Origin of the sequence: Enterobacter sp. CPE_E863 (assembly GCF_046521465.1) — a bacterium.
Lineage (GTDB): Bacteria > Pseudomonadota > Gammaproteobacteria > Enterobacterales > Enterobacteriaceae > Enterobacter > Enterobacter adelaidei.
Genome location: NZ_JBKFZX010000001.1, coordinates 3,342,993 through 3,369,538 on the forward strand (window position 1 = coordinate 3,342,993; position 26,546 = coordinate 3,369,538).

19 protein-coding genes are annotated in these 26,546 nt (G+C 53.4%); 8 read left to right on the top strand and 11 right to left on the bottom strand.

The features are described 5' to 3' along the window. Positions 1-68 precede the first annotated feature (68 nt). The gene (csiE, locus tag ACLHV8_RS16475; protein WP_049005526.1) at positions 69-1,346 is read left to right on the top strand and encodes a stationary phase inducible protein CsiE; all 1,278 of its coding nucleotides are present in this window, start codon (positions 69-71) and stop codon (positions 1,344-1,346) included. On the opposite strand, the gene ACLHV8_RS16480 is transcribed toward csiE, so the two are convergent. Then, entirely contained in the window at positions 1,347-2,486 is a 1,140-nt protein-coding gene (locus ACLHV8_RS16480) for a 3-phenylpropionate MFS transporter (RefSeq protein ID WP_208594778.1), read from the bottom strand. A gap of 172 nt (positions 2,487-2,658) precedes the next feature. Between ACLHV8_RS16480 and ACLHV8_RS16485 the strand changes: the two genes are divergently transcribed. After that, positions 2,659-3,081: a DoxX family protein gene (locus ACLHV8_RS16485; RefSeq protein WP_028016078.1), complete on the top strand. Its 423-nt coding sequence runs from the start codon at positions 2,659-2,661 to the stop codon at positions 3,079-3,081. Between the two features lie 54 nt (positions 3,082-3,135). Here ACLHV8_RS16485 and glyA read toward each other — a convergent pair whose 3' ends face one another. Beyond that, complete coding sequence (gene glyA / locus ACLHV8_RS16490) at positions 3,136-4,389, bottom strand: serine hydroxymethyltransferase (RefSeq protein ID WP_028016077.1); 1,254 nt, start codon at positions 4,387-4,389, stop codon at positions 3,136-3,138. Between the two features lie 304 nt (positions 4,390-4,693). Here glyA and hmpA point away from each other — a divergent pair, with 304 nt between their 5' ends. The 5 genes from hmpA to ACLHV8_RS16515 all read left to right on the top strand — a co-directional run bounded on the left by hmpA (position 4,694) and on the right by ACLHV8_RS16515 (position 12,987). After that, positions 4,694-5,884, top strand: coding sequence for an NO-inducible flavohemoprotein (gene hmpA / locus ACLHV8_RS16495; RefSeq protein ID WP_208594777.1), 1,191 nt, complete (start codon positions 4,694-4,696; stop codon positions 5,882-5,884). Between the two features lie 147 nt (positions 5,885-6,031). After that, the gene (gene cadC / locus ACLHV8_RS16500; RefSeq protein ID WP_208594776.1) at positions 6,032-7,573 is read left to right on the top strand and encodes a lysine decarboxylation/transport transcriptional activator CadC; all 1,542 of its coding nucleotides are present in this window, start codon (positions 6,032-6,034) and stop codon (positions 7,571-7,573) included. A gap of 340 nt (positions 7,574-7,913) precedes the next feature. Beyond that, positions 7,914-9,248, top strand: a complete 1,335-nt coding sequence (cadB, locus tag ACLHV8_RS16505; protein ID WP_128348056.1) for a cadaverine/lysine antiporter — start codon at positions 7,914-7,916, stop codon at positions 9,246-9,248. A gap of 76 nt (positions 9,249-9,324) precedes the next feature. Further along, complete coding sequence (cadA, locus tag ACLHV8_RS16510) at positions 9,325-11,466, top strand: lysine decarboxylase CadA (RefSeq protein WP_049005975.1); 2,142 nt, start codon at positions 9,325-9,327, stop codon at positions 11,464-11,466. A gap of 54 nt (positions 11,467-11,520) precedes the next feature. Then, positions 11,521-12,987 carry an oligopeptide:H+ symporter gene (locus ACLHV8_RS16515; RefSeq protein WP_208594775.1) on the top strand — a complete coding sequence of 489 codons (1,467 nt, stop codon included), beginning with the start codon at positions 11,521-11,523 and terminating at the stop codon, positions 12,985-12,987. 41 nt (positions 12,988-13,028) lie between these two features. On the opposite strand, the gene glnB is transcribed toward ACLHV8_RS16515, so the two are convergent. From glnB to purL, 5 genes are all read right to left on the bottom strand, one after another. Next, positions 13,029-13,367: a nitrogen regulatory protein P-II gene (glnB, locus tag ACLHV8_RS16520; RefSeq protein WP_003860685.1), complete on the bottom strand. Its 339-nt coding sequence runs from the start codon at positions 13,365-13,367 to the stop codon at positions 13,029-13,031. 80 nt (positions 13,368-13,447) lie between these two features. Beyond that, positions 13,448-14,785 carry a two-component system response regulator GlrR gene (gene glrR / locus ACLHV8_RS16525; RefSeq protein WP_028016071.1) on the bottom strand — a complete coding sequence of 446 codons (1,338 nt, stop codon included), beginning with the start codon at positions 14,783-14,785 and terminating at the stop codon, positions 13,448-13,450. After that, positions 14,782-15,510 carry a two-component system QseEF-associated lipoprotein QseG gene (gene qseG, locus ACLHV8_RS16530; protein WP_208594774.1) on the bottom strand — a complete coding sequence of 243 codons (729 nt, stop codon included), beginning with the start codon at positions 15,508-15,510 and terminating at the stop codon, positions 14,782-14,784. The genes glrR and qseG overlap by 4 nt, the downstream gene beginning before the upstream one ends. Before the next feature lies 1 nt (position 15,511). Then, on the bottom strand, positions 15,512-16,939 hold the full coding sequence (gene qseE / locus ACLHV8_RS16535; RefSeq protein ID WP_028016069.1) for a two component system sensor histidine kinase QseE/GlrK: 1,428 nt from the start codon (positions 16,937-16,939) through the stop codon (positions 15,512-15,514). Between the two features lie 529 nt (positions 16,940-17,468). Further along, positions 17,469-21,356, bottom strand: a complete 3,888-nt coding sequence (gene purL, locus ACLHV8_RS16540) for a phosphoribosylformylglycinamidine synthase (RefSeq protein ID WP_208594773.1) — start codon at positions 21,354-21,356, stop codon at positions 17,469-17,471. Positions 21,357-21,623: 267 nt separating this feature from the next. Between purL and mltF the strand changes: the two genes are divergently transcribed. After that, positions 21,624-23,174, top strand: coding sequence for a membrane-bound lytic murein transglycosylase MltF (gene mltF, locus ACLHV8_RS16545; RefSeq protein ID WP_208594772.1), 1,551 nt, complete (start codon positions 21,624-21,626; stop codon positions 23,172-23,174). Here the strand turns inward: mltF and tadA are convergent. Genes tadA through murQ form a run of 4 tightly spaced genes read right to left on the bottom strand, consistent with a single transcriptional unit; the run spans position 23,062 to position 26,531 of the window. Next, positions 23,062-23,601, bottom strand: coding sequence for a tRNA adenosine(34) deaminase TadA (gene tadA / locus ACLHV8_RS16550; protein ID WP_108090923.1), 540 nt, complete (start codon positions 23,599-23,601; stop codon positions 23,062-23,064). The genes mltF and tadA overlap by 113 nt on opposite strands. Before the next feature lie 24 nt (positions 23,602-23,625). Next, positions 23,626-24,261, bottom strand: coding sequence for a phosphatidylglycerophosphatase C (gene yfhb, locus ACLHV8_RS16555; RefSeq protein ID WP_208594771.1), 636 nt, complete (start codon positions 24,259-24,261; stop codon positions 23,626-23,628). A 3-nt stretch (positions 24,262-24,264) separates the two neighbouring features. Beyond that, a complete protein-coding gene (locus tag ACLHV8_RS16560; RefSeq protein ID WP_028016065.1) occupies positions 24,265-25,626 on the bottom strand; it encodes a PTS transporter subunit EIIC in 1,362 nt (453 codons plus the stop codon). 11 nt (positions 25,627-25,637) lie between these two features. Beyond that, on the bottom strand, positions 25,638-26,531 hold the full coding sequence (gene murQ / locus ACLHV8_RS16565; protein WP_410376988.1) for an N-acetylmuramic acid 6-phosphate etherase: 894 nt from the start codon (positions 26,529-26,531) through the stop codon (positions 25,638-25,640). Positions 26,532-26,546 lie beyond the last annotated feature (15 nt).

Genomic DNA, 26,546 nt, shown 5'->3' on the forward strand with positions numbered 1-26,546 from the left:
GCCGGCGCGCTTTTCAGCGTCCATCATTTAGCTATTCTTATCAAACATTCACACTGGATACCCGACAGATGATGACGACGCTTGAAATTCCATCTGTGCTTTCCAGTTCGCAGCGCCGCTGCCAGGTGCTTTTGATGCTTTACCTGCCCGATGCTGTCGTCACCGCACAGAGCATAATCGCTGCTAATGGCGTGGACGACGCTATGGCACGGCAAGATATAGCCGAGACGCGCGATGAAATCCAGCGCTATCACCGGCTTGATATCGTCACGCACCATGACGGCAGCTACCGGATTGAAGGTACAGCCCTGAATAAGCGTTTATGCCTGCTGCACTGGCTGCGCAGGGCTCTGCGGCTGTGTCCACAGTTTGTTTCGCACCAGTTTACCCCTGCATTAAAAACCGCACTTAAACAGCATGGCATTGCCCGCCCGCTTTATGACGATGCTAACCTGCGGGCGCTGATCAACTTCTGCTCGCGGAAGCTACAGCGCCAGTTTGAATGCCGCGATGTCCAGTTTTTACAGCTCTATTTGCAATATTGCCTAATCCAGCACCAGTTGGGGAACACGCCGCAGTTTTCCCACGTTCAGCGCAGCTGGACCCAGTCGAGAGGGGAGTATTTTACGGCGCAGGAGATCGTGCGTCACTGGAAACGAAGGGTCCCACAAGGCGCTCACGGGGATGAACAACTGTTTCTGGCACTGTTGTTTATGATGCTCCGCACGCCCGATCCCGCACTTGATAAACACCAGCAGGATCAACGTTTACGCCGTGCCATTGTACGTATGATTGCCCGTTTTCGTTCTCAAACCGGAATGAATTTCAGCGATGAGCAAGGTCTGACCGATCAGCTGTATATCCATCTTGCTCAGGCGCTGGACCGCTCGCTGTTTGAGATCGGCATCGACAACAGCCTGCCAGAGGAGATCCATCGTCTCTACCCCCGACTTTTACGCACCACCAAAGAGGCGCTGTTTGAGCTGGAGGCAGAATTTGGGCTACGGTTTTCCGATGAGGAGATGAGCCTGGTCGCGGTGATTTTCGGCGCCTGGCTGATGCAGGAGACCGATCTACACGAAAAACAGGTCATTCTGCTGACGGGGGAAGATAAAGCCTGTGAAGATCTGATTGAGGAGCAGCTTCGTGAGTTGACGCTGCTGCCGCTCAATATTCGCTATCTGGCGTTGCAGACTTTCCAGAAAGAGGGGGCACCGCGCGAAGCCGCGCTGGTTATCACCCCCTATCCTACTGCTCTACCGTTATTCTCGCCGCCGTTGATCCATGCTGTTGAAGCACTGAACACACAGCAGCAAGAACATATTCGCGCCATGCTGGAATCATAGTCAGGCGCGAGCGGTCACTTTAGGACGAACAATTATCGCGGGTAAAGCAAGCAGCGCCATTACCCAGAAGACGCCATGCCCCAGATGCTGGTAGAGGAAACCGGCGAAGACCGTCATGATCGCAATACTGCCGCCCATCGCAACTGCGGAATAAACCGCCTGCAGACGAATCACGTCCCCTCCCTCGCGCGCAGCGATATAGCGCATCGCCGCCAGATGGCACACGGTGAAGGTACCGCAGTGGAGAATTTGCGCCACAATCAGCCACGGCAGTTCCGTCGTCCAGCCCATAATGCCCCACCGCAGCACACCGCACAGGGCGGAAAGCAGCAGCAGGTCGCGCGCGCCAAAACGACGGAATAGCTTTTTGCTCAGGGCGAAAATAACGACTTCGGCCACTACCCCCAGCGACCATAGATAGCCAACGGCTGATGCAGAATATCCCGCCCCCTGCCAGTAGATGGCACTGAAACCATAATACGCCGCATGCGCCCCCTGGAGCAGACACACGCACGCCAGAAAACGCCAGCTTTGTGCAACCAGGCTCCGCCAGGCAGGCCAGCCTGCGCTCTCCTGATGGCGGCTCTCCCCTTGCGGCATCACCGACGGTCGCAGCAGCATGCCCAACAACATCGAGGCAATTCCGATACTCAACAGAGCCAGGATCGCGCGGTAATCATAGAGACTGACCAGTTTACCCACCAACGCAGAACCAATCACAAAGGCAATTGAGCCCCACAGCCGCACGCGGCCATAGTCCATGGTGATCTGCTTTTGCCAGGTGTTCGCCAGGGCATCCGTCAGCGGTACCAGCGGTGAAAAGAACAGGTTGAAGCCGACCATCACTACCATCAGCCAGGCAAACTGGTGGCTGACCCAGAAGCAGGCGACAAAGACCAGCGTCAACAGAGCAAGAATGCGCAGCGCCTTGATCAGTAAGGAGGGATCGCTAACGCGCGGGGCAATCAGCAGGCTGCCGAGGAAACGCGCCACCAGCCCGGCTCCTAGCAGGACACCAATGGTCTCGGGGGTCAGGCCAATGCCTTTGAGCCAGACGCTCCAGAAAGGCAGAAAAATGCCGTAGCTAAAGAAATAGGTGAAATAACTGAGCGCCAGCCAGCGCGTGGAATGCAAGACCATGAATCCCTCCCGAAATCGAGGCCATAGTCTGGCGAGAATATAAAAATTAAGCAAGTCGATAGCCTGCTATAAATTAACGAAAAATTAACATAATGTGCAGTCATCTGGTTTATGGCAGGGAATGAAAATGTGTATTACGTTTAAATTACTCCACTTGCAGAGGTTTTCTGCCATGAACTCACTTCGTTATTTCGATTTCGGTCAGTCGCGTCACCTGTTGCTGTTGATTGGCCGCATCGCACTTGTTGTACTGTTTATTATTTTTGGCTATCCGAAACTCACAGGGTTTAGCGGCACCGTGCAATATATGACCTCGCTGGGTACACCAATGCCCATGCTGGCGGCCATTATTGCGGTGGTAATGGAAGTGCCCGCCGCTATTCTGATCGTACTGGGTTTTTTCACCCGTCCTCTCGCCGTCCTGTTTGTGTTTTACACTCTGGGAACCGCGGTAATAGGCCATCACTACTGGGATATGACCGGTGATGCGGTCGTACCGAATATGATTAACTTCTACAAGAATGTCAGTATTGCTGGTGCCTTTATTCTGCTGGCGATCGTCGGGCCTGGCGCGATTTCCCTTGACCGGCGTTGAGCCATAAAAAAAGGCCGCAAGCGCGGCCTTTTTTATTTCTGCAAAGCAGAGGAATTATGCGTATACCGGGAAGCGTGCGCAGATATCCAGAACTTTACCTTTAACGCGCTCGATAACCGCTTCGTCATTGATATTGTCCAGAACGTCACACATCCAGCCAGCCAGCTCTTTCACTTCCGCTTCTTTAAAGCCACGGCGAGTCACTGCTGGTGAACCAATACGGATACCGGAGGTCACAAACGGGCTCTTCGGATCGTTTGGTACGCTGTTTTTGTTCACGGTGATGTTTGCGCGGCCCAGGGCAGCGTCAGCTTCTTTACCGGTCAGGTTTTTATCAACCAGATCCAGCAGGAACAGGTGGTTTTCAGTACCACCGGAGACCACTTTGTAGCCACGGTTCAGGAACACTTCCACCATCGCTTTGGCGTTTTTGGCAACCTGCTGCTGGTAAACCTTGAACTCTGGCTCCATCGCTTCTTTCAGCGCCACCGCTTTTGCCGCGATAACGTGCATCAGAGGGCCGCCCTGCGCGCTTGGGAACACAGCAGAGTTCAGTTTTTTGTACAGCTCTTCATCACCGCCTTTCGCCAGGATCAGGCCACCGCGAGGACCCGCCAGGGTTTTGTGGGTGGTAGTGGTCACAACGTGAGCGTGTGGTACCGGGTTCGGGTAAACGCCTGCGGCAATCAGACCCGCAACGTGCGCCATGTCTACGAACAGGTAAGCACCGATGCTGTCTGCGATTTCACGCATTTTTGCCCAGTCAACAATACCGGAGTAAGCAGAGAAACCGCCGATGATCATTTTCGGCTTATGGGTCTGCGCCTGCTTCGCCATGTCTTCGTAGTCAATCTTACCGGACTCATCAATACCGTAAGGAATGATGTTGTACAGTTTGCCGGAGAAGTTAACCGGGGAGCCGTGAGTCAGGTGGCCGCCCTGCGCCAGGTTCATACCCAGAACGGTATCACCCGGTTGCAGCAGCGCGGTGTAGACCGCGAAGTTAGCCTGAGAGCCAGAGTGCGGCTGCACGTTAGCGTAGTCAGCACCAAAAAGCTCTTTCGCACGGTCGATAGCCAGTTGCTCAACGATATCAACGTACTCACAACCGCCGTAGTAACGCTTACCCGGATAACCTTCAGCATATTTGTTGGTCAGCTGAGAGCCCTGCGCCTGCATTACGCGCGGGCTGGTGTAGTTTTCGGAGGCGATCAGTTCGATGTGCTCTTCCTGACGTACTTTTTCCTGCTCCATAGCCTGCCACAGTTCGGCATCATAATCGGCAATGTTCATTTCACGCTTTAACATCCGCATCTCCTGACTCAGCTAACAAGTAAATTTTGGCCTGAAAAGGCAGTCCTGTTGGACGACGGGCAACAGTATAACTGAATAGTTCTGTGATAACAGGTCTTGACAAACGATTTTACGCAAACGTTTTCCTTCACGCCACGCAAGGGTTTGAGGAATAAAGCTCTCGACATTTTCAACCGATTTCTTTTCAGGTTTGTGATGCATATTTTTCATGTTGCAAAGAACCATTTACAACGAAGGGGTATTTTTTATAAGATGCATTTAAAATACATCATTAAAATGACATCAGAAGGACGCGCTCATGCTCGACGCTCAAACCATCGCTACTGTAAAAGCCACTATTCCCCTGCTGGTAGAAACCGGCCCTAAACTCACTGCCCATTTCTACGATCGTATGTTCACGCACAACCCGGAGCTCAAAGAGATTTTCAACATGAGCAACCAGCGTAATGGCGATCAGCGCGAAGCCCTGTTCAATGCTATCGCGGCCTACGCCAGTAATATTGAAAACCTGGCAGCGCTGCTGCCTGCGGTGGAAAAAATCGCGCAGAAACATACCAGCTTCCAGATCAAACCGGAGCAGTACAACATCGTTGGCGGCCATCTGTTAGCGACCCTGGACGAAATGTTCAGTCCGGGTCAGGAGGTACTGGACGCGTGGGGGAAAGCCTATGGCGTGCTGGCAAACGTATTCATCAATCGTGAAGCGCAAATCTACAGCGAAAACGCCAGTAAGAACGGTGGCTGGGAAGGTACGCGTGCGTTTCGTATCGTTGAGAAAACGCCGCGCAGCCAGCTTATTACCAGCTTTGAATTTGAACCGGTTGACGGTCAGCCGGTAGCTGATTATCAGCCAGGACAGTATCTGGGCGTCTGGCTGAAGCCTGAAGGTTTCCCGCATCAGGAAATTCGCCAGTACTCCCTGACCCGCAAACATGACGGTAAACGTTACCGTATCGCAGTGAAGCGTGAAGAAGGAGGTCAGGTTTCAAACTGGTTGCACAACAAAGCCAGCGTGGGCGACGTGGTACATCTGGCCGCACCTGCTGGTGATTTCTTTATGGCCGTTGAAACGCATACCCCTGTCACGCTGATCTCTGCGGGTGTCGGCCAAACGCCAATGCTGGCGATGCTCGATACGCTGGCGAAAGCAACCCACACCGCACAGGTAAACTGGTTCCACGCCGCCGAGAACGGAGATGTGCATGCCTTTTCGGATGAAGTAAAAACGCTGGGGGCGATCCTGCCACGCTTTACCGCACATACCTGGTATCGCCAGCCTAATGAAGATGACCGCCAGAATGCACGATTCGACAGCGAGGGCTTGATGGATTTGAGTAAACACGAGAGCCTGTTCAGCAATCCAGAGATGCAATTCTGGCTCTGCGGCCCAGTCGCATTTATGCAGTTTGCCGCCAGACAGTTAGTTACGCTGGGGATCAAATCTGAAAACATTCATTACGAGTGTTTCGGGCCTCATAAAGTGCTGTAAACCGACCAATTCCTCTCAGGATGCTGTATTTAGCGGCATCCTTTTATTCTTTCATCTTCAACATTGAGTCTTGTGGCTTATCAATAATGAGTTTGTCATTCATGTTATGATTTTTCTTTTCCCTTTTCCGCTTGGGGACGCTTTTTTATGCAACAACCTGTTGTACGCGTTGGCGAGTGGCGAGTTACGCCGTCCATAAATCAAATTAGTCGGCAAGGTCGCCAACTGACGCTTGAACCACGCTTAATTGATCTTTTGGTGTATTTCGCCAGTCATCCTGATGAAGTCCTGAGCCGGGATGAGATCATTGATAACATCTGGATGCGCAATATTGTCACCAGTCATGTGGTTACCCAGAGCATTTCAGAACTCCGTAAATGGCTGAAAGACGGTGATGAACAGAGTCCAGAATACATCACCACTGTGCCAAAGAGGGGCTACAAGCTCACCGCGCCGGTGGTCTGGATGACTGAAGAAAGCGCCGACAGTGGGCCATCCACGCTTATAGCCTCACCAGAAACGACGCCTGCCGGACAGGTCAATACGCTTCCTGAACCGGAAACAGCATCCGCTCCCTCATTCAGACAGGCGCGAAAAAAAGTCGATCGACGAAATCGTGTCGCCTCCTTCTGGACCTGGCTACTGTTTCTGTTGTCACTTGGTGCGTTGATTGCGCTGGTTATCATGTCGCTTATCAATTCTCACCCACCGGTGACCAAAACACGTCTGCTACTCAATCCACGCGATATAGATGTACGCTTTGAGCGCGGTATCTCTTGCAACAAGTGGTCTTCTCAACAGTCCTACGCCATCGGCCTGGGAAACCTGATTACCTCGTCCCTGAACACATATTCCACCTTTATGGTGCATGACAAAACCAACTACAACGTGACAGAACCCAGTAGCTCCGGGAAAACACTCACCATCAAATTCGTTAATCAACGTCATTACCGGGCACAGCAATGTTTTATGTCTGTATTGCTGGTCGATAATGCAGACAGCTCTGTCATGCTGGACAAGCGCTACTTTATTACCGACAACACACTGTTATCGGTACAGGAAGATCTCCTCCACAGTCTCTCCGCCGTGTTGACGCAGCCCTGGCCACCTCGTATGCAGGCACAACTTGCCCAGTTCCGCAATTCGCAAAGCCTGTCGTTGGCGCAGTACTACCAGGCTGACCAGTTGATTATGGAAGGTGATGTCGTGTCATTAAATAAAGCCAGCGAGTTACTCAACGTCGTCGCAAAAGACGCACCTGACTTTATAAATGCGCTGCTGGAAAAAGTACTGGTGGATGTACTACGACATTCACAGCAACAGTTCAATGAACCTCAACTTACCGCGCTGAATAATGAGCTGAGTAAAATCGCGCAACTTCCCGGCATTGAGGAATCAGCAACGTGGTATCAAATACAGACTATCAATGGATTAAGTAAAGGTGATATTGACAATGCATACAGGAACATTAACAAAAGCATTGAACTCGAAATGTCCTGGCTAAATTATGTCTTACTGGGAAAGATCTATGAGATGAAGGGTGATAATCGTCTGGCGGCTGATGCTTATATTACAGCATTTAACTTAAGGCCGGGTGAAAACACTCTCTACTGGATTGAGAATGGCGTTTTCCAGACTTCCATTAAAAAAGCAGCCCCTTATTTAAAAACTTTTCTTGCACAAGAGTAGAAAGCGCCCTCTGAATGCGTTAATGAATTTATTCAGTAAGTAGTAAAAATGTTGCCAGGAGGTGTTAATTGTTACCTCCAGGCAACAATCCCCACCGTAATAAAAATATCATCAACCCCCTGTCAGATATCATTACTTATCTTTTCCTGATATAAAATTTTTATCCTGATATGTTAACGAAAAAATCTCAGGGTATCATTTTTTTGAAGTTGTCTTTTATTTCACTTTATCTTTAGGACTTCTCCTGTTCGCATCCGTAACCTTGCGGTCAGTCGGTCGGATCATTTTGAGCCTTAAACAACGGTCCGCACCTCCAAAATAAAATTCAGGAGAAACGAACATGAGTTCAGCCAAAAAGATAGGCCTATTTGCCTGCACCGGTGTCGTCGCCGGTAATATGATGGGAAGCGGTATTGCTTTATTACCCGCCAACCTTGCCAGCATCGGAGGCATTGCAATTTGGGGATGGGTCATTTCCATTATTGGGGCAATGTCTCTGGCATATGTCTACGCCCGCCTGGCCACCAAAAACCCTCAACAAGGTGGCCCAATTGCTTATGCCGGGGAATTATCTCCCGCTTTCGGTTTCCAGACCGGTGTGCTTTATTACCACGCAAACTGGATTGGTAATCTGGCAATTGGTATTACCGCTGTTTCTTATCTTTCCACCTTCTTCCCGGCATTAAATAATCCTGTTCCGGCAGGTATTGCCTGTATTGCAATTGTCTGGCTGTTTACCTTTGTGAATATGCTTGGCGGGACCTGGGTGAGCCGCCTGACGACTATCGGTCTGGTACTGGTGCTGATCCCGGTCGTAGTGACTGCGATTGCGGGATGGCACTGGTTTGATGCTGCCATCTATCAGGCAAACTGGAACACCTCTACCACTACCGACCCTCATGCGGTGATCAAAAGTATCCTGCTCTGCCTGTGGGCATTCGTTGGGGTTGAATCCGCTGCGGTAAGCACCGGGATGGTGAAAAACCCTAAACGCACAGTGCCTCTGGCAACCATGCTGGGTACCGCTCTGGCCGGTATTGTTTATATCGCGGCAACACAGGTGATTTCTGGTATGTATCCGGCCTCTGAAATGGCCGCTTCTGGCGCACCATTCGCTATCAGTGCCTCAACCATAATGGGTAACTGGGCTGCACCGATAGTATCTGCCTTCACCGCCTTCGCCTGCCTGACCTCACTGGGCTCCTGGATGATGCTGGTAGGCCAGGCCGGGGTTCGCGCCGCTAACGATGGTAACTTCCCGAAAATTTACGGCGAAGTTGATAGCAATGGTATCCCGAAAAAAGGCCTGCTGCTGGCAGCGCTGAAAATGACCGTACTGATGGTTCTCATCACCGTGATGAACTCAAGCGGCGGTAAAGCCTCAGACCTGTTCGGCGAACTGACGGGTATCGCAGTACTGCTGACCATGCTGCCGTATTTCTACTCCTGCGTTGACCTGATTCGCTTCGAAGGCGTTAACGTTCGCAACCTGGCAAGCCTGGTCTGCTCCATTCTTGGCTGCGCGTTCTGCTTCATCGCACTGATGGGGGCCAACTCCTTCGAACTGTCTGGCACCTTTATCGTCAGCCTCGTCATTCTGATGTTCTATGGCCGCAAGATGTACCAGCGCCAACATAACAACGAAGCCGAAAGCACCACTGCCGACGCACTTTAATCCCCCTTTCTTATAGCCCTTCCTGACACCTGTCACACCGTGACGGGAGGGGTTTTCTACACCTGGAGATAAGACTATGAATGTTATCGCTATCATGAATCACATGGGCGTTTACTTTAAAGAAGAACCTATCCGTGAGCTCCACCGCGCACTTGAGCGTCTGGATTTCCGTATTGTTTACCCAAATGACCGCGAAGACTTACTGAAACTCATTGAGAACAATGCGCGTCTGTGCGGCGTTATTTTCGACTGGGATAAATACAATCTCGAGCTGTGCGAAGACATCAGCAAAATGAACGAATACATGCCGCTGTATGCATTCGCTAATTCATACTCCACGCTCGACGTCAGCCTCAACGATCTGCGTATGAAAGTACGTTTCTTTGAGTATGCACTCGGTGCCGCTGACGATATCGCCGCCAAAATCAAACAGAACACAGATGAATATATCGACACGATTTTGCCGCCGCTGACCAAAGCGCTGTTCAAATATGTTCGCGAAGGGAAATATACGTTCTGTACACCTGGCCATATGGGCGGCACCGCCTTCCAGAAAAGCCCGGTAGGAAGTCTTTTCTACGACTTCTTCGGCCCTAATACCATGAAATCTGACATCTCGATTTCCGTATCCGAACTCGGTTCACTGCTTGACCATAGCGGCCCGCACAAAGAGGCAGAAGAGTATATCGCTCGTGTATTCAATGCTGAGCGCAGCTACATGGTGACCAACGGTACATCCACAGCGAACAAAATTGTCGGCATGTACTCAGCACCTGCAGGCAGCACTGTACTGATCGATCGAAACTGCCATAAATCGCTGACGCATCTGATGATGATGAGCGATATTACACCGATCTATTTCCGACCAACCCGTAACGCATACGGTATTCTCGGCGGGATCCCGCAGAGCGAACTTCAGCATGCAACCATTGCCAAACGCGTAAAAGAGACGCCAAACGCGACCTGGCCAGTGCACGCCGTTATAACCAATTCCACCTACGATGGTCTGCTCTACAACACTGACTACATCAAGAAAACGCTGGATGTAAAATCCATCCACTTTGACTCGGCCTGGGTACCTTATACCAATTTCTCCCCTATTTACGCGGGTAAAAGTGGGATGAGCGGCGGTCGTGTGGAAGGTAAAGTGATTTATGAAACTCAGTCCACGCACAAACTGCTGGCGGCGTTTTCTCAGGCTTCGATGATTCATGTAAAAGGCGACGTAAACGAAGAGACCTTCAACGAAGCTTACATGATGCACACGACAACCTCTCCGCACTATGGGATTGTGGCATCCACTGAAACCGCTGCGGCGATGATGAAAGGTAATGCCGGTAAGCGTCTGATCGACGGTTCTATTCAGCGCGCAGTGAAATTCCGCAAAGAGATTAAACGCCTGAAAGGCGAATCTGAAGGCTGGTTCTTCGATGTGTGGCAGCCGGAACACATTGATGAGCCTGAATGCTGGCCTCTGCGTTCCGATAGTGCATGGCACGGTTTCAAGAACATTGATAACGAGCATATGTATCTCGACCCGATTAAAGTCACCATTTTGACACCGGGGATGAAGAAAGATGGCACCATGGACGACTTCGGTATTCCTGCCAGTATCATCGCGAAATACCTTGATGAACAAGGCATCGTGGTTGAGAAAACGGGTCCGTATAACCTGCTGTTCCTGTTCAGCATCGGTATTGATAAAACGAAAGCCCTGAGTCTGCTCCGCGCACTCACCGATTTCAAACGCGCTTTCGATCTCAATCTGCGCGTGAAAAACATGCTGCCATCGCTCTATCGTGAGAATCCTGAGTTCTACGAAAGCATGCGCATTCAGGAGCTTGCACAGAACATTCATAAACTCGTTGAGCATCATAATCTGCCGGATCTGATGTTCCGTGCATTTGAAGTGCTGCCAAAAATGGTGATAACACCGTATGCCGCGTTCCAGAAAGAGCTGCATGGTGAGACGGAAGAGGTCTATCTCAGTGAGATGGTGGGCCGCGTCAACGCCAATATGATCCTGCCATATCCTCCAGGAGTACCGCTGGTTATGCCTGGTGAGATGATCACTGAAGAGAGCCGTCCAGTGCTGGAATTCCTGCAAATGCTGTGCGAAATAGGTGCTCACTATCCAGGCTTTGAAACCGACATCCATGGTGCATATCGCCAGGCGGATGGTCGTTATACCGTTAAGGTACTGAAAAACGATAAATAAAGACTAAAGGGAAGTGGCTTGCCACTTCCCTTTTTCACGCCGCAAGGAGATAACATGAAAACACCCTCACAACCGCGCGCGATTTATTACATCGTGGCGATTCAAATCTGGGAATATTTCAGCTTTTACGGCATGCGTGCTCTGCTTATCCTCTACCTCACCCATCAGCTTGGTTTCGACGATAGCCACGCCATCACACTCTTTAGCGCTTACGCATCTTTGGTCTACGTCACCCCTATTCTCGGCGGCTGGCTGGCTGACCGCCTGCTTGGCAACCGCACGGCCATTATTACCGGTGCATTGCTGATGACGTTCGGCCATGTGGTGTTAGGTATCGAATCTGACTCAACCCGCAGTCTGTACGCTGCACTGGCGATCATCATATGTGGTTACGGTCTGTTTAAATCCAATATCAGTTGTCTGTTGGGAGAACTTTATGCCCATGACGATCCACGTCGTGATGGCGGATTTTCGCTGTTATATGCCGCAGGGAACATTGGCTCCATTGCTGCGCCGATTGCCTGCGGACTGGCGGCGCAATGGTACGGCTGGCATATTGGCTTTGCACTGGCCGGGATCGGCATGTTTGCAGGTTTGCTGATTTTCCTCAGCGGGCATCACCACTTCCACCATACGCGCGGTGTTAATAAACAGGCATTATGCAGCAAAAAGTATCTCCTCCCGGTCTGGGGCTGGCTGCTGATAATGCTGTGCATCGCGCCCCTCTTTTTTACCCTGTTACTGGAGAATAATGGCTCTGGTTATCTACTGGTCGCCGTGTGCGCGTTTGCTGTGATAATGGTGGCGCGCATTATGATGAGATTTCCTGAGCATCGCCGCGCACTTTGGCAAATCGCGATACTGATGATAACAGGGACGCTGTTCTGGGTGCTGGCACAGCAGGGTGGCAGTACTATAAGCCTGTTTATCGACCGCTTTGTTAACCGACATCTGCTTAATATTGAGGTACCAACGGCGCTGTTTCAGTCAGTTAATGCCATTGCAGTAATGGCAGCAGGTATTGCCCTTTCCTGGCTAGCGCGTCCGGAAGGGAAAATACGCTCAGCGCTACGCGTATGGCTGAAGTTCGCATTAGGTCTGTTGTTAATGAGCGTTGGTTTTATGTTACTGGCGCTGAATGCACGTCATGGCGGGTTAAACGGACAGGTTTCAATGGGGATGATGATCGCCGGTCTGGCGCTAATGGGTTTCGCCGAACTGTTTATCGACCCGGTAGCGATGGCGCAAATCACCCGTCTGAATCTACCGGGCATCACAGGTCTGTTAACGGGGATTTATATGCTGGCAACAGGCGCAGTCGCCAACTGGCTGGCAGGACGCGTGGCGCAACAAACGACAGAGCCACAGATTAACGATACGGCGATTGCTGCCTATGCCCACTTTTTCTCTCAGATGAGCGGGTGGACGCTAGGCTGCGTGGTGCTGATCGTTACATTCGTTGGTTTGAGAAGATGTTTTACCCCTTCTCCACTCACGTTGCCGGAAACAGAGCACGATTAAAAGCCCCTTCGCCGCCAGGGAATGGCAGCGAAGGAATACCATCAAATCGCCGCGTCGTCTTCTTCGCCGGTACGGATACGGATCACGCGCGCCACGTCAAAGACGAAGATTTTGCCGTCGCCGATTTTGCCCGTCTGCGCCGTGCGAATGATGGTATCCACACAGGTATCCACGATGTCGTCGCTCACCACGATTTCAATTTTCACTTTCGGCAGAAAGTCCACCATGTACTCTGCGCCACGGTAAAGCTCGGTGTGGCCCTTTTGACGACCAAAACCTTTCACTTCCGTCACGGTCATCCCGGTGATGCCAACTTCCGCCAGCGCTTCACGTACATCATCCAGTTTGAAAGGTTTAATAATCGCATCGATCTTTTTCATGGTGGGTCCTTAAACTCTTGCCTGTAAGCTGCTTCGTAATCGGTTTCTCACAGTATCATATTCAAGCGAATTTTGCGGTACTACTCTTTAAAATCGTTCGCTTCCAGCTCGTGCCGAGACAGTAACTTGTAGAATTCGGTGCGGTTACGCCCCGCCATTCGCGCCGCGTGGGTCACGTTGCCTTTGGTAATTTGCAGCAGCTTACGCAAATAGTTCAGCTCGAACTGATTCCGCGCTTCGGCAAACGTCGGCAATGCCGTGTTTTCCCCTTCCAGTGCCTGCTCCACCAGCGCGTCGCTGATAACCGGTGATGAGGTCAGCGCGACGCACTGCTCAATTACGTTCACCAGTTGACGCACGTTGCCCGGCCAGCTTGCGGCCATCAACCGTTTCATCGCATCGGTGGAAAACGCACGAACGAACGGTTTATGGCGATCGGCCGCCTGGCGTAAAAGATGGTTCGCCAGCAGGGGAATGTCTTCCGCACGTTCGGCCAGCGCTGGGATCTTCAGGTTCACCACGTTCAAACGGTAGTATAGATCTTCGCGAAACTCGTTGCGGGCCATCACCTTCGGTAAATCGCGGTGTGTCGCCGAAATAATACGCACATTAATATCAATATCGCGGTTGCTGCCCAGCGGGCGAACTTTTCGTTCCTGCAACACACGCAGTAATTTAACCTGCAGCGGCGCAGGCATGTCGCCAATCTCATCCAGGAAAAGCGTGCCGCCTTCCGCTGCCTGGAATAACCCTTCCCGGCTGCTTACCGCGCCAGTGAAAGCGCCGCGGGCATGCCCAAACAGTTCAGATTCGAGCAGCTGTTCCGGGAGTGCGCCGCAGTTAATCGCAATAAAAGCGTTTTTGCTGCGCGGGCTGGCATTATGAATCGCCTGCGCTAGGATCTCTTTCCCGGTACCGCTCTGGCCGTTAATGAGCACGCTGACGTCAGATTGCGCCACCATACGGGCCTGTTCGAGCAGACGCAGCATAATGGGGCTGCGGGTGACGATAGACTCCCGCCACGCTTCATCATTCGACGGGGCAGCATGTTCCAGCGCGCTGTCGATAGCCTTATACAGCGCATCTTTGTCCACCGGCTTGGTCAGGAAGCTGAACACCCCCTGCTGTGTCGCGGCAACCGCATCCGGGATCGACCCGTGCGCCGTGAGAATAATGACAGGCATGCCCGGCTGCTGCTTCTGGATCTCCGCGAACAGCTGCAGGCCGTCCATTTCGTCCATCCGCAGGTCGCTTATCACCAGATCAATCTTCTCGCGGCTGAGAATTCTCAGCCCCTCCTGCCCGCTCTCAGCGGTTACCACGCTGTAGCCTTCACTCACCAGACGCATGCCCAGCAGCTTTAACAGCCCGGGATCGTCATCCACCAGTAAGAGATGGGCAGGCTTACGGCTGGTCATGGCTTCACATCCTCTTGTTTCGGCGTATCGCTGTCCGGTGCAGCAGATGAACTCCCCGGCTGATATTTACGCGACGAAAGCTGTCTTTCGATATCGGTCAGGTTTTCCAGCTTACGCGTCGTGGTATCCAGTTGCGTACGCAAATGTTGCTGCTGTTGACGCAGCGTATCAAGTTCGCTGTCGGTGGACTGCTGCAATTTGCTGTAGCGGGAGCGCTCTTCAGACAGTTGAAGTTGTAATGTCTGCCCATCACGCCAGAGCTGATATACCGGGCGAATCTGGACCGGAAGGTTGACCACAAACATGTCCAGCCGGGTCACGTTGGCGCGGCGTTCAACGGGTGTGATTTTCGCATCTGCCAGTAAAATCCCGCGCTTGAAAGCGTCCTGCCAGGTGTCGTCATCCAGCATCGCTGCTTTCGAACGAGCGTCTACCGGTGCCTGACGCTGGGCGCAATCTATTCCGCGTAGCCAGAACAGTGGGTTGCTTTCAACGTCATGACCTGACAGGTTCCAGATGTCCTCACAGCGGGTTGAAAGAAAGTCTGCCAGTTGGTTATCTGGCCATTTATCTTCTTGTTTATCGCTAATTGCACTTTGCGGCGCATGGGAAACACATCCTGCCAGAAATAAACAAGGCAAGCTCAGGCGAAGCGTGTTGCGGGAAAACACCGCGCGTACGGCGCGGAAAAAGACGTGTGACATACTCACCAGACATAGATTCATGTTATTGATTTTTCCGGCTCAGGGGCAATTCGATACGGAAGCAAACATCCGAACGTTCGTCCGTGACAATGTTTAGCTCACCCTGCATGCGTCGTATGCAGTCTCGGGCGATGCTCAAGCCCAGACCACTTCCTTTAACCGCACCTTTACGCTGATGACTCCCCTGGAAAAAGGGCTCAAATATCATGGCTTTTTCGTCATCGGGGATCGGGGTGCCGGTGTTAGCGACGTCAATAAACACCCGTGAACCATTCGTATAACTTCGGATATAAATGTTACCGGATTCAGTACCATAGTGCACAGCATTGGAGTAAAGATTATCCAGAACGCTCATTAACAGCATGGGTTCAGCCAGGCACGCTGGCGCATTCAGTTCTACACCGGTATGCATCATTTTAGCTCTTGCTGGCAAGCTATGAGCGGAGATCACCATATCCACCAGCGGCTCAATCTCGACGTTTTCCAGTACAACCGCGCCATCAGCCAGCTTGCGGTTGTAATCCAGCAGTTGCTCAATCAGCTTTTGCAGATTGCGGCTGCTGGCATCAAGGATCTCGACAATCTCTTTCTGTTCGGTGGTCAGCGGCCCAGCCACTTCGTCCGCCAGCAGTTCCGTGCCCTCACGCATGCTGGCCAGCGGCGTTTTAAGCTCATGGGAAATATGGCGCAGAAACTGATGACGCTGAGATTCGAGCCATGCCAGACGTTCAGACAGCCACATAATACGCTGGCCAACGGACCGCAACTCACGCGGACCTTTAAAGGCAACCGTATCACCGAGCGATTTTCCCTCTCCCAGACGGTTAATCATACGCTGAATGCCCTTCACCGGGCCGATGATCATGCGGGTAAAGAGCAGAACCAGCCCGAGACTCACCAGGAACAGCACCAGCGCCTGCCAGCCGAAGAACTGTCCACGTTCGGCAATCTCCTGCTGAAGCTGCTGGCCGCGCGAGAAAATCACGGTACGCGTTGACTGAACCATCTCGGTGTTGGCGCTGGCAAAGGCCTCCAGGCGCGCGGCGGCAGTCGTATCCGGACCGCTATTTTTACACTGTAGCTGAGCAAGGTCGTTCAGATCCTGACGTAACGCTTTATACAGGTTGTCATCCGGCAACACCCCTGCGTGGGCATCCAGCATCTCGCTATAGCGTTTACGCTGATTCTGATACACCTTTTCCAGCGTGCGATCGTCAAGCACACAGTACTGGCGATAGCTACGCTCCATCTCCAGCGCAGCATTGGTCATCGCTTCACTGCGCCTGGCGTCGATGAGCGTCGTGCGGTTAGTCAACGCCGCCTGAGCACTCAAGGCATTGAGACTTTGCCACGCCTGCCAGGCAAGGATCAGTAATGGCAGCAGGATCAGCAGGAAGGCCATCATGACAAGCTGTCGCAGGGAGCGGGGAAAAACGGGCCAGCGTTTCAACGCATTACTCTCTTAGTGGGGGTTTACGCAGAGCGTAACTGAGTCTGCCCTTCAGATACAACAAAGCCGGGTAAAAACCCGGCTTTGTTATGGAATGAGGCGGTGCCTAACTCGACGTTTCGCCCTGGCCTGATAAAGCATCGCTATGATCAGTAGTTGGACGGCAGGCACCTTTTTGTGCGTCATTCGAAGTTTATGTAGCACGTCCCGAAGGGGCTGACATAAGAGGGTGAATGAGCCACTGGTTAGTATTATGCAACAGCCGTGCCAGAATGCAAAACTAAAAATTAACACATTGATATATATAGTTTTTATTCATTTAACCTGTTAATTATCGGTTGAATGATTTCCAGGCTAAGTGTCGCTATTAAGCAACACCTTAACGGGAAACTGTCGTGTCATATACAAATCAATAAGTTAAATGTCTCCATTTGGAGACACACCTTTTACTGCGTTGTCGCGGTTTTGCGACAGATATAAAAAAGCCCGGTGGCGTTTCCGCTCACCGGGCCTGCATTCATTTTATTGCTTAACCCAACTGTTTACGCGCGTTGCGGAAGATACGCATCCACGGGCTGTCCTCGCCCCAGTTTTCCGGGTGCCAGGAGTTGCTCACGGTACGGAATACACGCTCCGGGTGCGGCATCATGATGGTTGCGCGACCGCTTTCGCTGGTAACAGCAGTGATACCGTTTGCCGAACCGTTCGGGTTGGCCGGGTAGGTTTGAGTGACCTTACCGAAGTTATCGACAAAGCGCAGCGCCACCAGGCCTTTGCTCTCCAGCTGAGCCAGATGCGCGGCGTCACGCACTTCAACCTGACCTTCGCCGTGAGACACCGCGATTGGCATCTGCGAACCGACCATGCCCTGCAGCAGCAGAGAAGGACTCTGAGTCACTTCCACCAGGCTAAAACGCGCTTCGAAGCGGTCAGACTGGTTGCGCACAAAGCGCGGCCAGGCTTCACTGCCCGGGATCAGCTCACGCAGGTTGGACATCATCTGGCAGCCGTTACACACGCCCAGCGCCAGGGTTTGCGGACGGTGGAAGAAGGTTTCGAACTCGTCACGCACGCGATTGTTGAACAGAATGGACTTCGCCCAACCTTCACCCGCGCCCAGCACGTCACCGTAGGAGAAGCCACCGCACGCCACCAGCGCCTGGAAATCTTCCAGACCGGTGCGGCCTGCCAGCAGGTCGCTCATGTGAACATCGATGGCATCAAAGCCCGCGCGGTGGAAGGCTGCGGCCATCTCAACGTGGGAGTTAACGCCCTGCTCACGCAGCACGGCCACTTTCGGACGCGCGCCAGTCGCAATGTACGGCGCAGCAACATCTTCGTTGATGTCGAAGGAGAGTTTCACGTTCAGGCCAGGATCGTTGTCATTTGCCTTCGCGTTATGCTCCTGATCGGCACATTCCGGGTTGTCGCGCAGACGCTGCATCTGCCAGGTGGTTTCTGCCCACCACATACGCAGCGTGGAGCGGCTTTCGCTGAACACGGCATGACCGTCAGCTTCAATGACGAATCGGTCGCCCTGAACGGCTTTACCCAGATAGTGCACACAATCTGCCAGACCGTGCTTCGCCAGAATCGCTTCAACCGCGTCGCGATCTGCCGCACGAACCTGAATCACGGCGCCCAGCTCTTCGTTAAACAACGCCGCCAGACGGTCTTCTCCCAGAGAGGCAATATTCGCTTCCACGCCACAGTGGCCGGTGAAAGCCATTTCTGCCAGCGTCACCAGCAGGCCGCCGTCGGAACGGTCGTGGTAGGCCAGCAGCTTACGCTGCGCAACCAGCGCCTGGATGGCATCGTAGAAGCCTTTTAACTGCGCCACATCGCGCACGTCTGCCGGCTTATCGCCCAGCTGACGGTAAACCTGCGCCAGCGCGGTCGCACCCAGCGCGTTGTTGCCTTTACCCAGGTCAATCAGCAGCAGGGCGTTGTCTTCGGTCACGAGCTGCGGCGTAACGGTATGACGAACGTCTTCCACGCGAGCAAAGGCGGAGATAATCAGCGACAGCGGAGAGGTGATCTCGCGCTGCTCGTTGCCTTCCTGCCAGCGGGTCTTCATCGACATGGAGTCTTTACCTACCGGAATGGTCAGGCCCAGCGCAGGGCACAGCTCTTCACCCACCGCTTTTACCGCTTCATACAAGCCTGCGTCTTCACCCGGGTGACCAGCAGCGGCCATCCAGTTCGCAGAAAGTTTGATACGTTTGATATCGCCAATCTGGGTTGCAGCGATGTTAGTCAGCGCTTCACCGACGGCCAGACGAGCAGAGGCCGCGAAGTCCAGCAGCGCCACCGGGGTACGTTCACCCAGCGCCATTGCTTCGCCGTAGTAGCTGTCGAGGCTCGCGGTGGTCACGGCGCAGTTAGCGACCGGGATCTGCCACGGGCCGACCATCTGATCGCGCGATACCATACCGGTCACGGTACGGTCGCCGATGGTCACGAGGAAGGTTTTCTCTGCCACGGCCGGCAGGTGCAGCACGCGGTTGACCGCTTCCGCAACGGTAATGCCCTGACGATCCAGCGCTTTTCCTGCCGCTTTGCGGGTTTCAACGTCGCGGGTCATCTTCGGCGTTTTACCGAGCAGAACGTCCAGCGGTAGATCGATCGGCTGGTTGTCAAAGTGGGTGTCGCTTAAGGAGAGATGCTTCTCTTCGGTCGCTTCACCAATAACGGCATACGGCGCACGCTCGCGGCGGCACAGCTCGTCAAACAGCGGTAATTGATCCGCTGCAACGGCCAGAACATAACGTTCCTGAGATTCGTTACACCAGATTTCCAGCGGGCTCATACCCGGCTCATCGCTCAGGATGTCGCGCAGGTTGAAACGACCACCGCGACCGCCGTCGCTCACCAACTCCGGCATGGCGTTAGACAAACCGCCCGCGCCCACATCGTGAATAAACAGAATTGGGTTAGCTTCACCCAGCTGCCAGCAGCGGTCGATCACTTCCTGGCAACGACGCTCCATTTCCGGGTTGTCGCGCTGCACGGAAGCAAAGTCGAGATCCGCATCAGACTGACCAGAGGTCATAGAAGAAGCCGCCCCACCGCCCAGGCCGATGTTCATTGCCGGACCGCCCAGTACGATCAGCTTCGCGCCCACGACGATCTCGCCTTTCTGCACGTGATCGGCGCGAATGTTGCCGATCCCGCCCGCCAGCATGATCGGTTTGTGGTAGCCGCGCAGCTCTTCGCCGTTGTGGCTGTCCACTTTCTCTTCATAGGTACGGAAGTAACCGTTCAGCGCCGGACGACCAAATTCGTTGTTAAACGCCGCGCCGCCCAGCGGGCCTTCAGTCATGATATCCAGCGCAGTTACAATGCGCTCTGGCTTGCCGAAATCTTCTTCCCACGGCTGTTCAAAACCCGGGATGCGCAGGTTGGAAACGGAGAAACCGACCAGACCGGCTTTTGGTTTTGCACCGCGGCCCGTTGCGCCTTCATCACGGATTTCACCGCCGGAACCGGTCGCCGCACCCGGCCACGGGGAGATCGCCGTCGGGTGGTTATGGGTTTCGACCTTCATCAGGATATGCGCGGGCTCCTGATGGAAGTCATAGCGCCCTGCTTCGCGATCGGCGAAGAAGCGGCCCACCTCGGAACCTTCCATTACCGCAGCGTTGTCTTTGTAGGCAGACAGCACGTGGTCAGGGGTTTTTTCCATGGTGTTTTTAATCATTTTGAACAGCGACTTCGGCTGCTGTTCGCCGTCGATAACCCATTCGGCGTTGAAAATCTTGTGACGACAGTGTTCAGAGTTGGCCTGCGCGAACATATAGAGTTCGATGTCATTCGGATTGCGGTTCAACTTAACAAACGCATCCTGCAGATAATCAATTTCGTCTTCTGCCAGTGCCAGGCCAAGACGCAGGTTCGCGTCAATCAGTGCCTGGCGCCCCTGCCCCAGCAAATCCACGCTCTGTACCGGCGCAGGCTGATGGTGGGAGAATAGCTTCTGCGCGTCATCGAGAGAGGCAAAAACACTCTCCATCATGCGGTCATGAAGCTCAGCTGCAACCGCCTGCCACTGTTCTTCGCTCAGAGTGGAAGCTTCCACATAGTACGCCACGCCGCGTTCCAGACGGTTAATCTGGCTCAGGCCACAGTTGTGGGCGATGTCGGTGGCTTTGGAAGACCAGGGGGAGATGGTGCCCGGACGCGGTGTCGCAAGGATCAGTTTGCCGGTTGGCGTATGGCTGCTCAGACTTGGGCCATACTTGAGCAGGCGTTCCAGCTGTACGCGCTCCTCTGCATTCAGGGGGGCATTCAGGTCAGCAAAATGGACATACTCAGCGTAAATATTGCTTACCGGAAGGTCGGCCGCCTGAAAACGTGCCAGCAGTTTGTTAATACGGAAGGCAGACAGTGCAGGCGAACCACGCAGAATTTCCATCATAAGTCTCTCGTCTTCGAAGCGCCGGGGCGCTTACAGTGTGCGCAAGGGGGGAAAACGGGCGTCATTATAGAGAATCCTGAGCGCCGACGAAACCGTTTGCGTCGAAATAAAATCTACGCAGATGTTTAACAATAGATGTGACCTGTCTCTCTAATGGGTTGCCAAGTGGCGCAAGTTTACGCAAAATGCCGCTCATTCAATGGCAAACCTTATTATTAACATGGCTACAGCAGACTGAGGCAACCGGCGTCGCAGAGAATTAACTAATTGAAAAAATTAAAGATTAATTATCTGCTCATCGGCATTGTGACGTTGCTGCTGGCAGTGGCCCTCTGGCCTTCTATCCCCTGGTTCGGCAAAGCCGAAAACCGTATCGCCGCCATAAAGGAGCGGGGGGAATTGCGCGTCAGTACCCTAAACTCTCCGCTGATCTACAGCGACATCAACGGCAAAGTTATTGGTCTGGATTACGAACTGGCCCAACAGTTCGCCGATTATCTTGGCGTAAAGCTTAAAATTACCGTCCGCCAGAATATCAACCAGTTGTTTGATGACCTCGATAACGACGATGCCGATATGCTCGCGGCCGGGCTGGTGTATAACAGCGAGCGCAGCAAGAACTATCAGCCAGGCCCGACCTACTACTCCGTTTCGCAGCAACTGGTCTACCGTGTCGGAAGCGTTCGCCCGCGCACGCTTGCTACCATTAACGATCAACAACTGACGATTGCCCCCGGCCATGTGGTGATTGACGATCTGCGTGAGCTCAAGGAGAAGAAATACCCGGACCTGAGCTGGACAGTCGATCCCAAACTCGGCACTACGGAACTGCTGGAACAGGTTAAAAATCAGAAACTGCCCTATACCATCGCTGATTCGGTTGCGATCAGTCTTTTCCAGCGCGTTCACCCTGAGATCGCCGTAGCGCTGGACGTGACAGATGAACAACCCGTTACCTGGTTTACCCAGCTCGACGACGATCAGACCGTCTCTGCGGCGATGCTCGATTTCTTCAATACCATCAATGAAGACGGTACCCTGGCGCGTCTGGAGGAGAAGTATCTCGGTCACGGTGACGACTTTGACTATGTCGACACCCGCAGCTTCCTGCGCGCGATAGACGGTGTCTTGCCGGATCTGCAGCCGTTGTTTGAAAAATACGCCCAGGAAATTGACTGGAAACTGCTGGCGGCTATCTCCTATCAGGAATCTCACTGGGATACCCAGGCCACGTCGCCCACGGGCGTACGCGGTTTAATGATGCTAACCAAAAATACCGCCCTGAGCCTGGGTGTGAATGACCGTACCGATGCCGAACAGAGCATCAGCGGTGGTGCACGCTACCTGCAGGATATGATGGCCAAGGTACCGGAAACAGTGCCGGAAGAAGAGCGGATCTGGTTCGCGCTGGCCGCCTACAACATGGGTTATGCGCATATGCTTGATGCGCGAGCGCTGACGGCGAAAACGAAAGGTAACCCGGACAGCTGGTCAGACGTTAAACAGCGGTTGCCCCTGCTGAGCCAGAAACCCTGGTACAACAAGCTGACATATGGCTACGCACGCGGACATGAGGCTTACGCCTATGTGGAAAATATCCGTAAATATCAGATAAGCCTGGTAGGATACCTGCTGGAAAAAGAGAAAGAAGCGGCAGAGGCAAAACAACTGGCTCAAAGTTACCCGGTTGTGACACCGGATGAACTTAATCGTCCGACAACTTCAATTCTGCCTTTTGTTGCTTTTTCTGCTGCCGGCGCATTCGAAAGAAATCACTTAGTAGCCCCGAACACTCTGGTGCAAGCACCCCGCCGATAGTCTTAACCTGATGGTTCATCCCCGGGTGTCCCAGAACATCCATCAGTGAGCCGGCAGCGCCGGTTTTTTCATCCCGCGCACCGAAGACAAGCGTGCCAATACGGCTGTGTACCATCGCACCAGAACACATCACGCAGGGTTCAAGCGTCACGTAAAGCGTGGTGTCGAGCAGGCGATAGTTTTGCAACACCAGCCCACCTTGTCGAAGCGCCATGATTTCGGCGTGAGCAGTGGGATCGTGACGACCAATCGGGCGATTCCAGCCTTCTCCAATCACCTGGTTGTTGTAAACCAGCACGGCACCCACGGGGACCTCGCCCTCTTCCCAGGCACGTTGAGCCAGCGTTAGCGCGTGGCGCATCCAGTATTCATGATTGTGTTCAGGATTGGACAAGGGTTGATACTCCGGTCTAAAAGCGGGCGGCATTATACACACCCTCCAGAGAGAAGACTATTCGAGTTGCTGAAGTTCCCCTGACGGCGTGACGCGCCAGCGATGCTGACAAAAATAGAGCAGCGGATTGTCCTGTTTACTGTCACTGTAGCCGCTGTAAAGACGCAGTGGTGTACCGATGCGTTTCTCCAGTTGCACCACTTTTTCATGTCCCAGGCAACGCAGGGTGAGCACCCAACCGCCATAACCGCGAGCAATCTGTGTGGCGATAAGATTCACCCTGGGGAGCCATGGGGTATCAAAATAGACCTGCTCAACCAGCGTCTGCGGTGAACCGGTAATCAGCCAGATATCGGCATCGTTCGCATCGAGATAGCTGGTGAGACGCGCCTGAACGACAGGAAACGCGGCGACATGACCGCGAAACCAGTGTGCAAAATCCTGTTCGAGCTGTTTGAGTCGCGATTCACTGTGGCCAAACGTGCATCCCCACAGCAGCAGACTCATCGGCCATCGCGCTGCCCGGCCTTTCACCAGCAGCGCGATGCCAATCACGGGTAAGAGCGGTAATACGAGCAGTGCATTCAGAGGCTGACGCCGCAACAGGTAGCGCATAAACGTACCAAACATATCCTGCTGATGCAGCGTTCCATCCAGGTCGAAAAAGACAACGCGACGCTCGTAATTTGCCAAACCTTACTCCTCTGGATCGTTGAATCCTAACAGCCAGGTAAACAGGAACCCGGCTATCACCGCTACTAAATAGCCTAACAGATAGAGCATCACTTTTCCGGTCACGATGGTCAACGCCAGCGGTAAACCGGACAGTCCAAAAGTGATAACAGTGGCGACTTTCCAGTAGCTGATGAGTGCTCCACCTACCGCACCACCCAGACAGGCAGCGAGGAACGGTTTGCCCAGCGGCAGCGTGACGCCAAAAATCAGCGGTTCACCAATGCCAAGCAAACCGACAGGAAGTGCGCCTTTAATCACTTTTTTCAGGCGCATATTACGGGTTTTCATCAGCACAGCGATGGCCGCACCAACCTGTCCCACGCCTGCCATAGAGAGGATAGGCAGAAGCGCGTTGTAACCGTGCGTCTGCACCAGCTCGACATGGATCGGTACCAGACCCTGATGCAGACCGGTCAGCACTAATGGCAGGAAAGTGCCAGACAGCACCGCCCCCACCAAAAGGCCGCCGCGATCGATAGCCAAAGACGCGCCATGGGCAATCGCTTCTGAGATCCAGCCGCCCAGGGGTTGCAGTGCAACAATCGCCACACTGCCGGTGATAAGAGTCGTCAGCAGTGGATTGAGGATAAGTTCAATTGATCCGGGCAAAAGAGCACGCAATTTTTTCTCGATCCAGCACATCAGGATCACCACCAGCAGTACAGCAATCACCCCGCCGCGTCCCGGCTGAAGCGCCTCGCCAAACAGGGTTATCTGTGCCAGTTGTGGGCTGGATAAAATCCCTGCCATCACCCCGCCCATGGCCAGCGAGCCACCAAACACCTTAGCCGTGTTCACCCCGACCAGAATGTTCATGATGGCAAACACTGCGCTGCCGAAAATCCCGAGAATACCCAGCAGATTCGGATACTGAGTGGCAAAATCCCCAACAATATCCGGGCGCTTGAGGATGTTAATGATCCCGGTGATCAAACCAGAAGCAATGAACGCTGGGATCAACGGAATAAAGACGTTTGCCAGTTGGCGCAGCGCATCGCTCATTGGGGCTTTGTATTTGGCCTTTGCCTGCGCTTTGGTGCGTTCAGCATCGTCAATCGACACGCTTGCTCCGCTGCCCATCAGTGCGCGCATGGCGTCGACCACCTGTGCCGCTTTCCCCGGCCCGACGATCAACTGGTGCTGTTGCCCCTGTTTCACGTAGCCGCTGACGCCGGAAAGCTGCTTCAGACGCGGCACATCAAGCTGATCATCGTTATGCACTTCGACCCGCACGCGCGTCATGCAGTTTTCCAGACGCTGAATATTCTCTTCCCCACCAATTCCTTGCAGGATATTGCTGGCGAGCGCTGCTGTTTTATCCATACACGCCTCTGTTAGTTTTCTAATGCCGCCCGTAAGAAACCGTTATGCGCATCGAGTTTGGCTCTCGCGGCCGCCGCATCCAGCCCGCTTAAGATCATCAGAATGGCCGGTTTAACATCGTGATCGGTCTGTTTGAGCACCGCTTCTGCCTCTTCACGCCCTGCGCCCGTCGCCTCCATCACCATGCGGCAGGCTCTGTCCACCAGCTTGACGTTGGTCGCCTGCATATCCACCATCAGGTTCTGGTAAACCTTGCCGAACTTCACCATTGCACCGGTGGAGATCATATTGAGCACCAGCTTTTGCGCGGTCCCGGATTTCAGGCGCGTGGAGCCGGTGAGCGCTTCCGGCCCGACCACCGGAGAGATAGCTATAGCGGCCACCTGTGCAATCAGTGAGCCTGGGTTACAGGAGATGGCGACCGTCGTGCAGCCGGTCTGGTTAGCGTATTCCAGCCCGCCAATGACGTACGGCGTGCGTCCGGATGCCGCCAGCCCGACCACCAGATCCTTCGCTGTCAGATTCAGCGCCTTCAGGTCATCCTCGCCCAGCTGTTTGTTATCTTCCGCCCCTTCAACGGCTTTCAGCAGCGCACCTGGACCACCGGCAATCAACCCGACCACCAGACCGTGTGGAACACCAAACGTCGGTGGGCATTCGGACGCATCCAGTACGCCAAGACGCCCGCTGGTTCCGGCCCCCATATAAATAATACGACCACCCGCCTTCAGTGCTTCCGCCGCGGCATCGACAGCTTTCGCCACCTCAGGTAATGTCTCTTTCACTGCCTGCGCCACCAGCGTATCCTGTTGATTAAAACGGTTAACCAGCTCAAGGGTGGAAAGTGCATCCAGATCCATGGTTTGCGGGTTACGCGTTTCTGAAACAAGTGAGCCAAGATTCATGTTTTGTACCTCAGG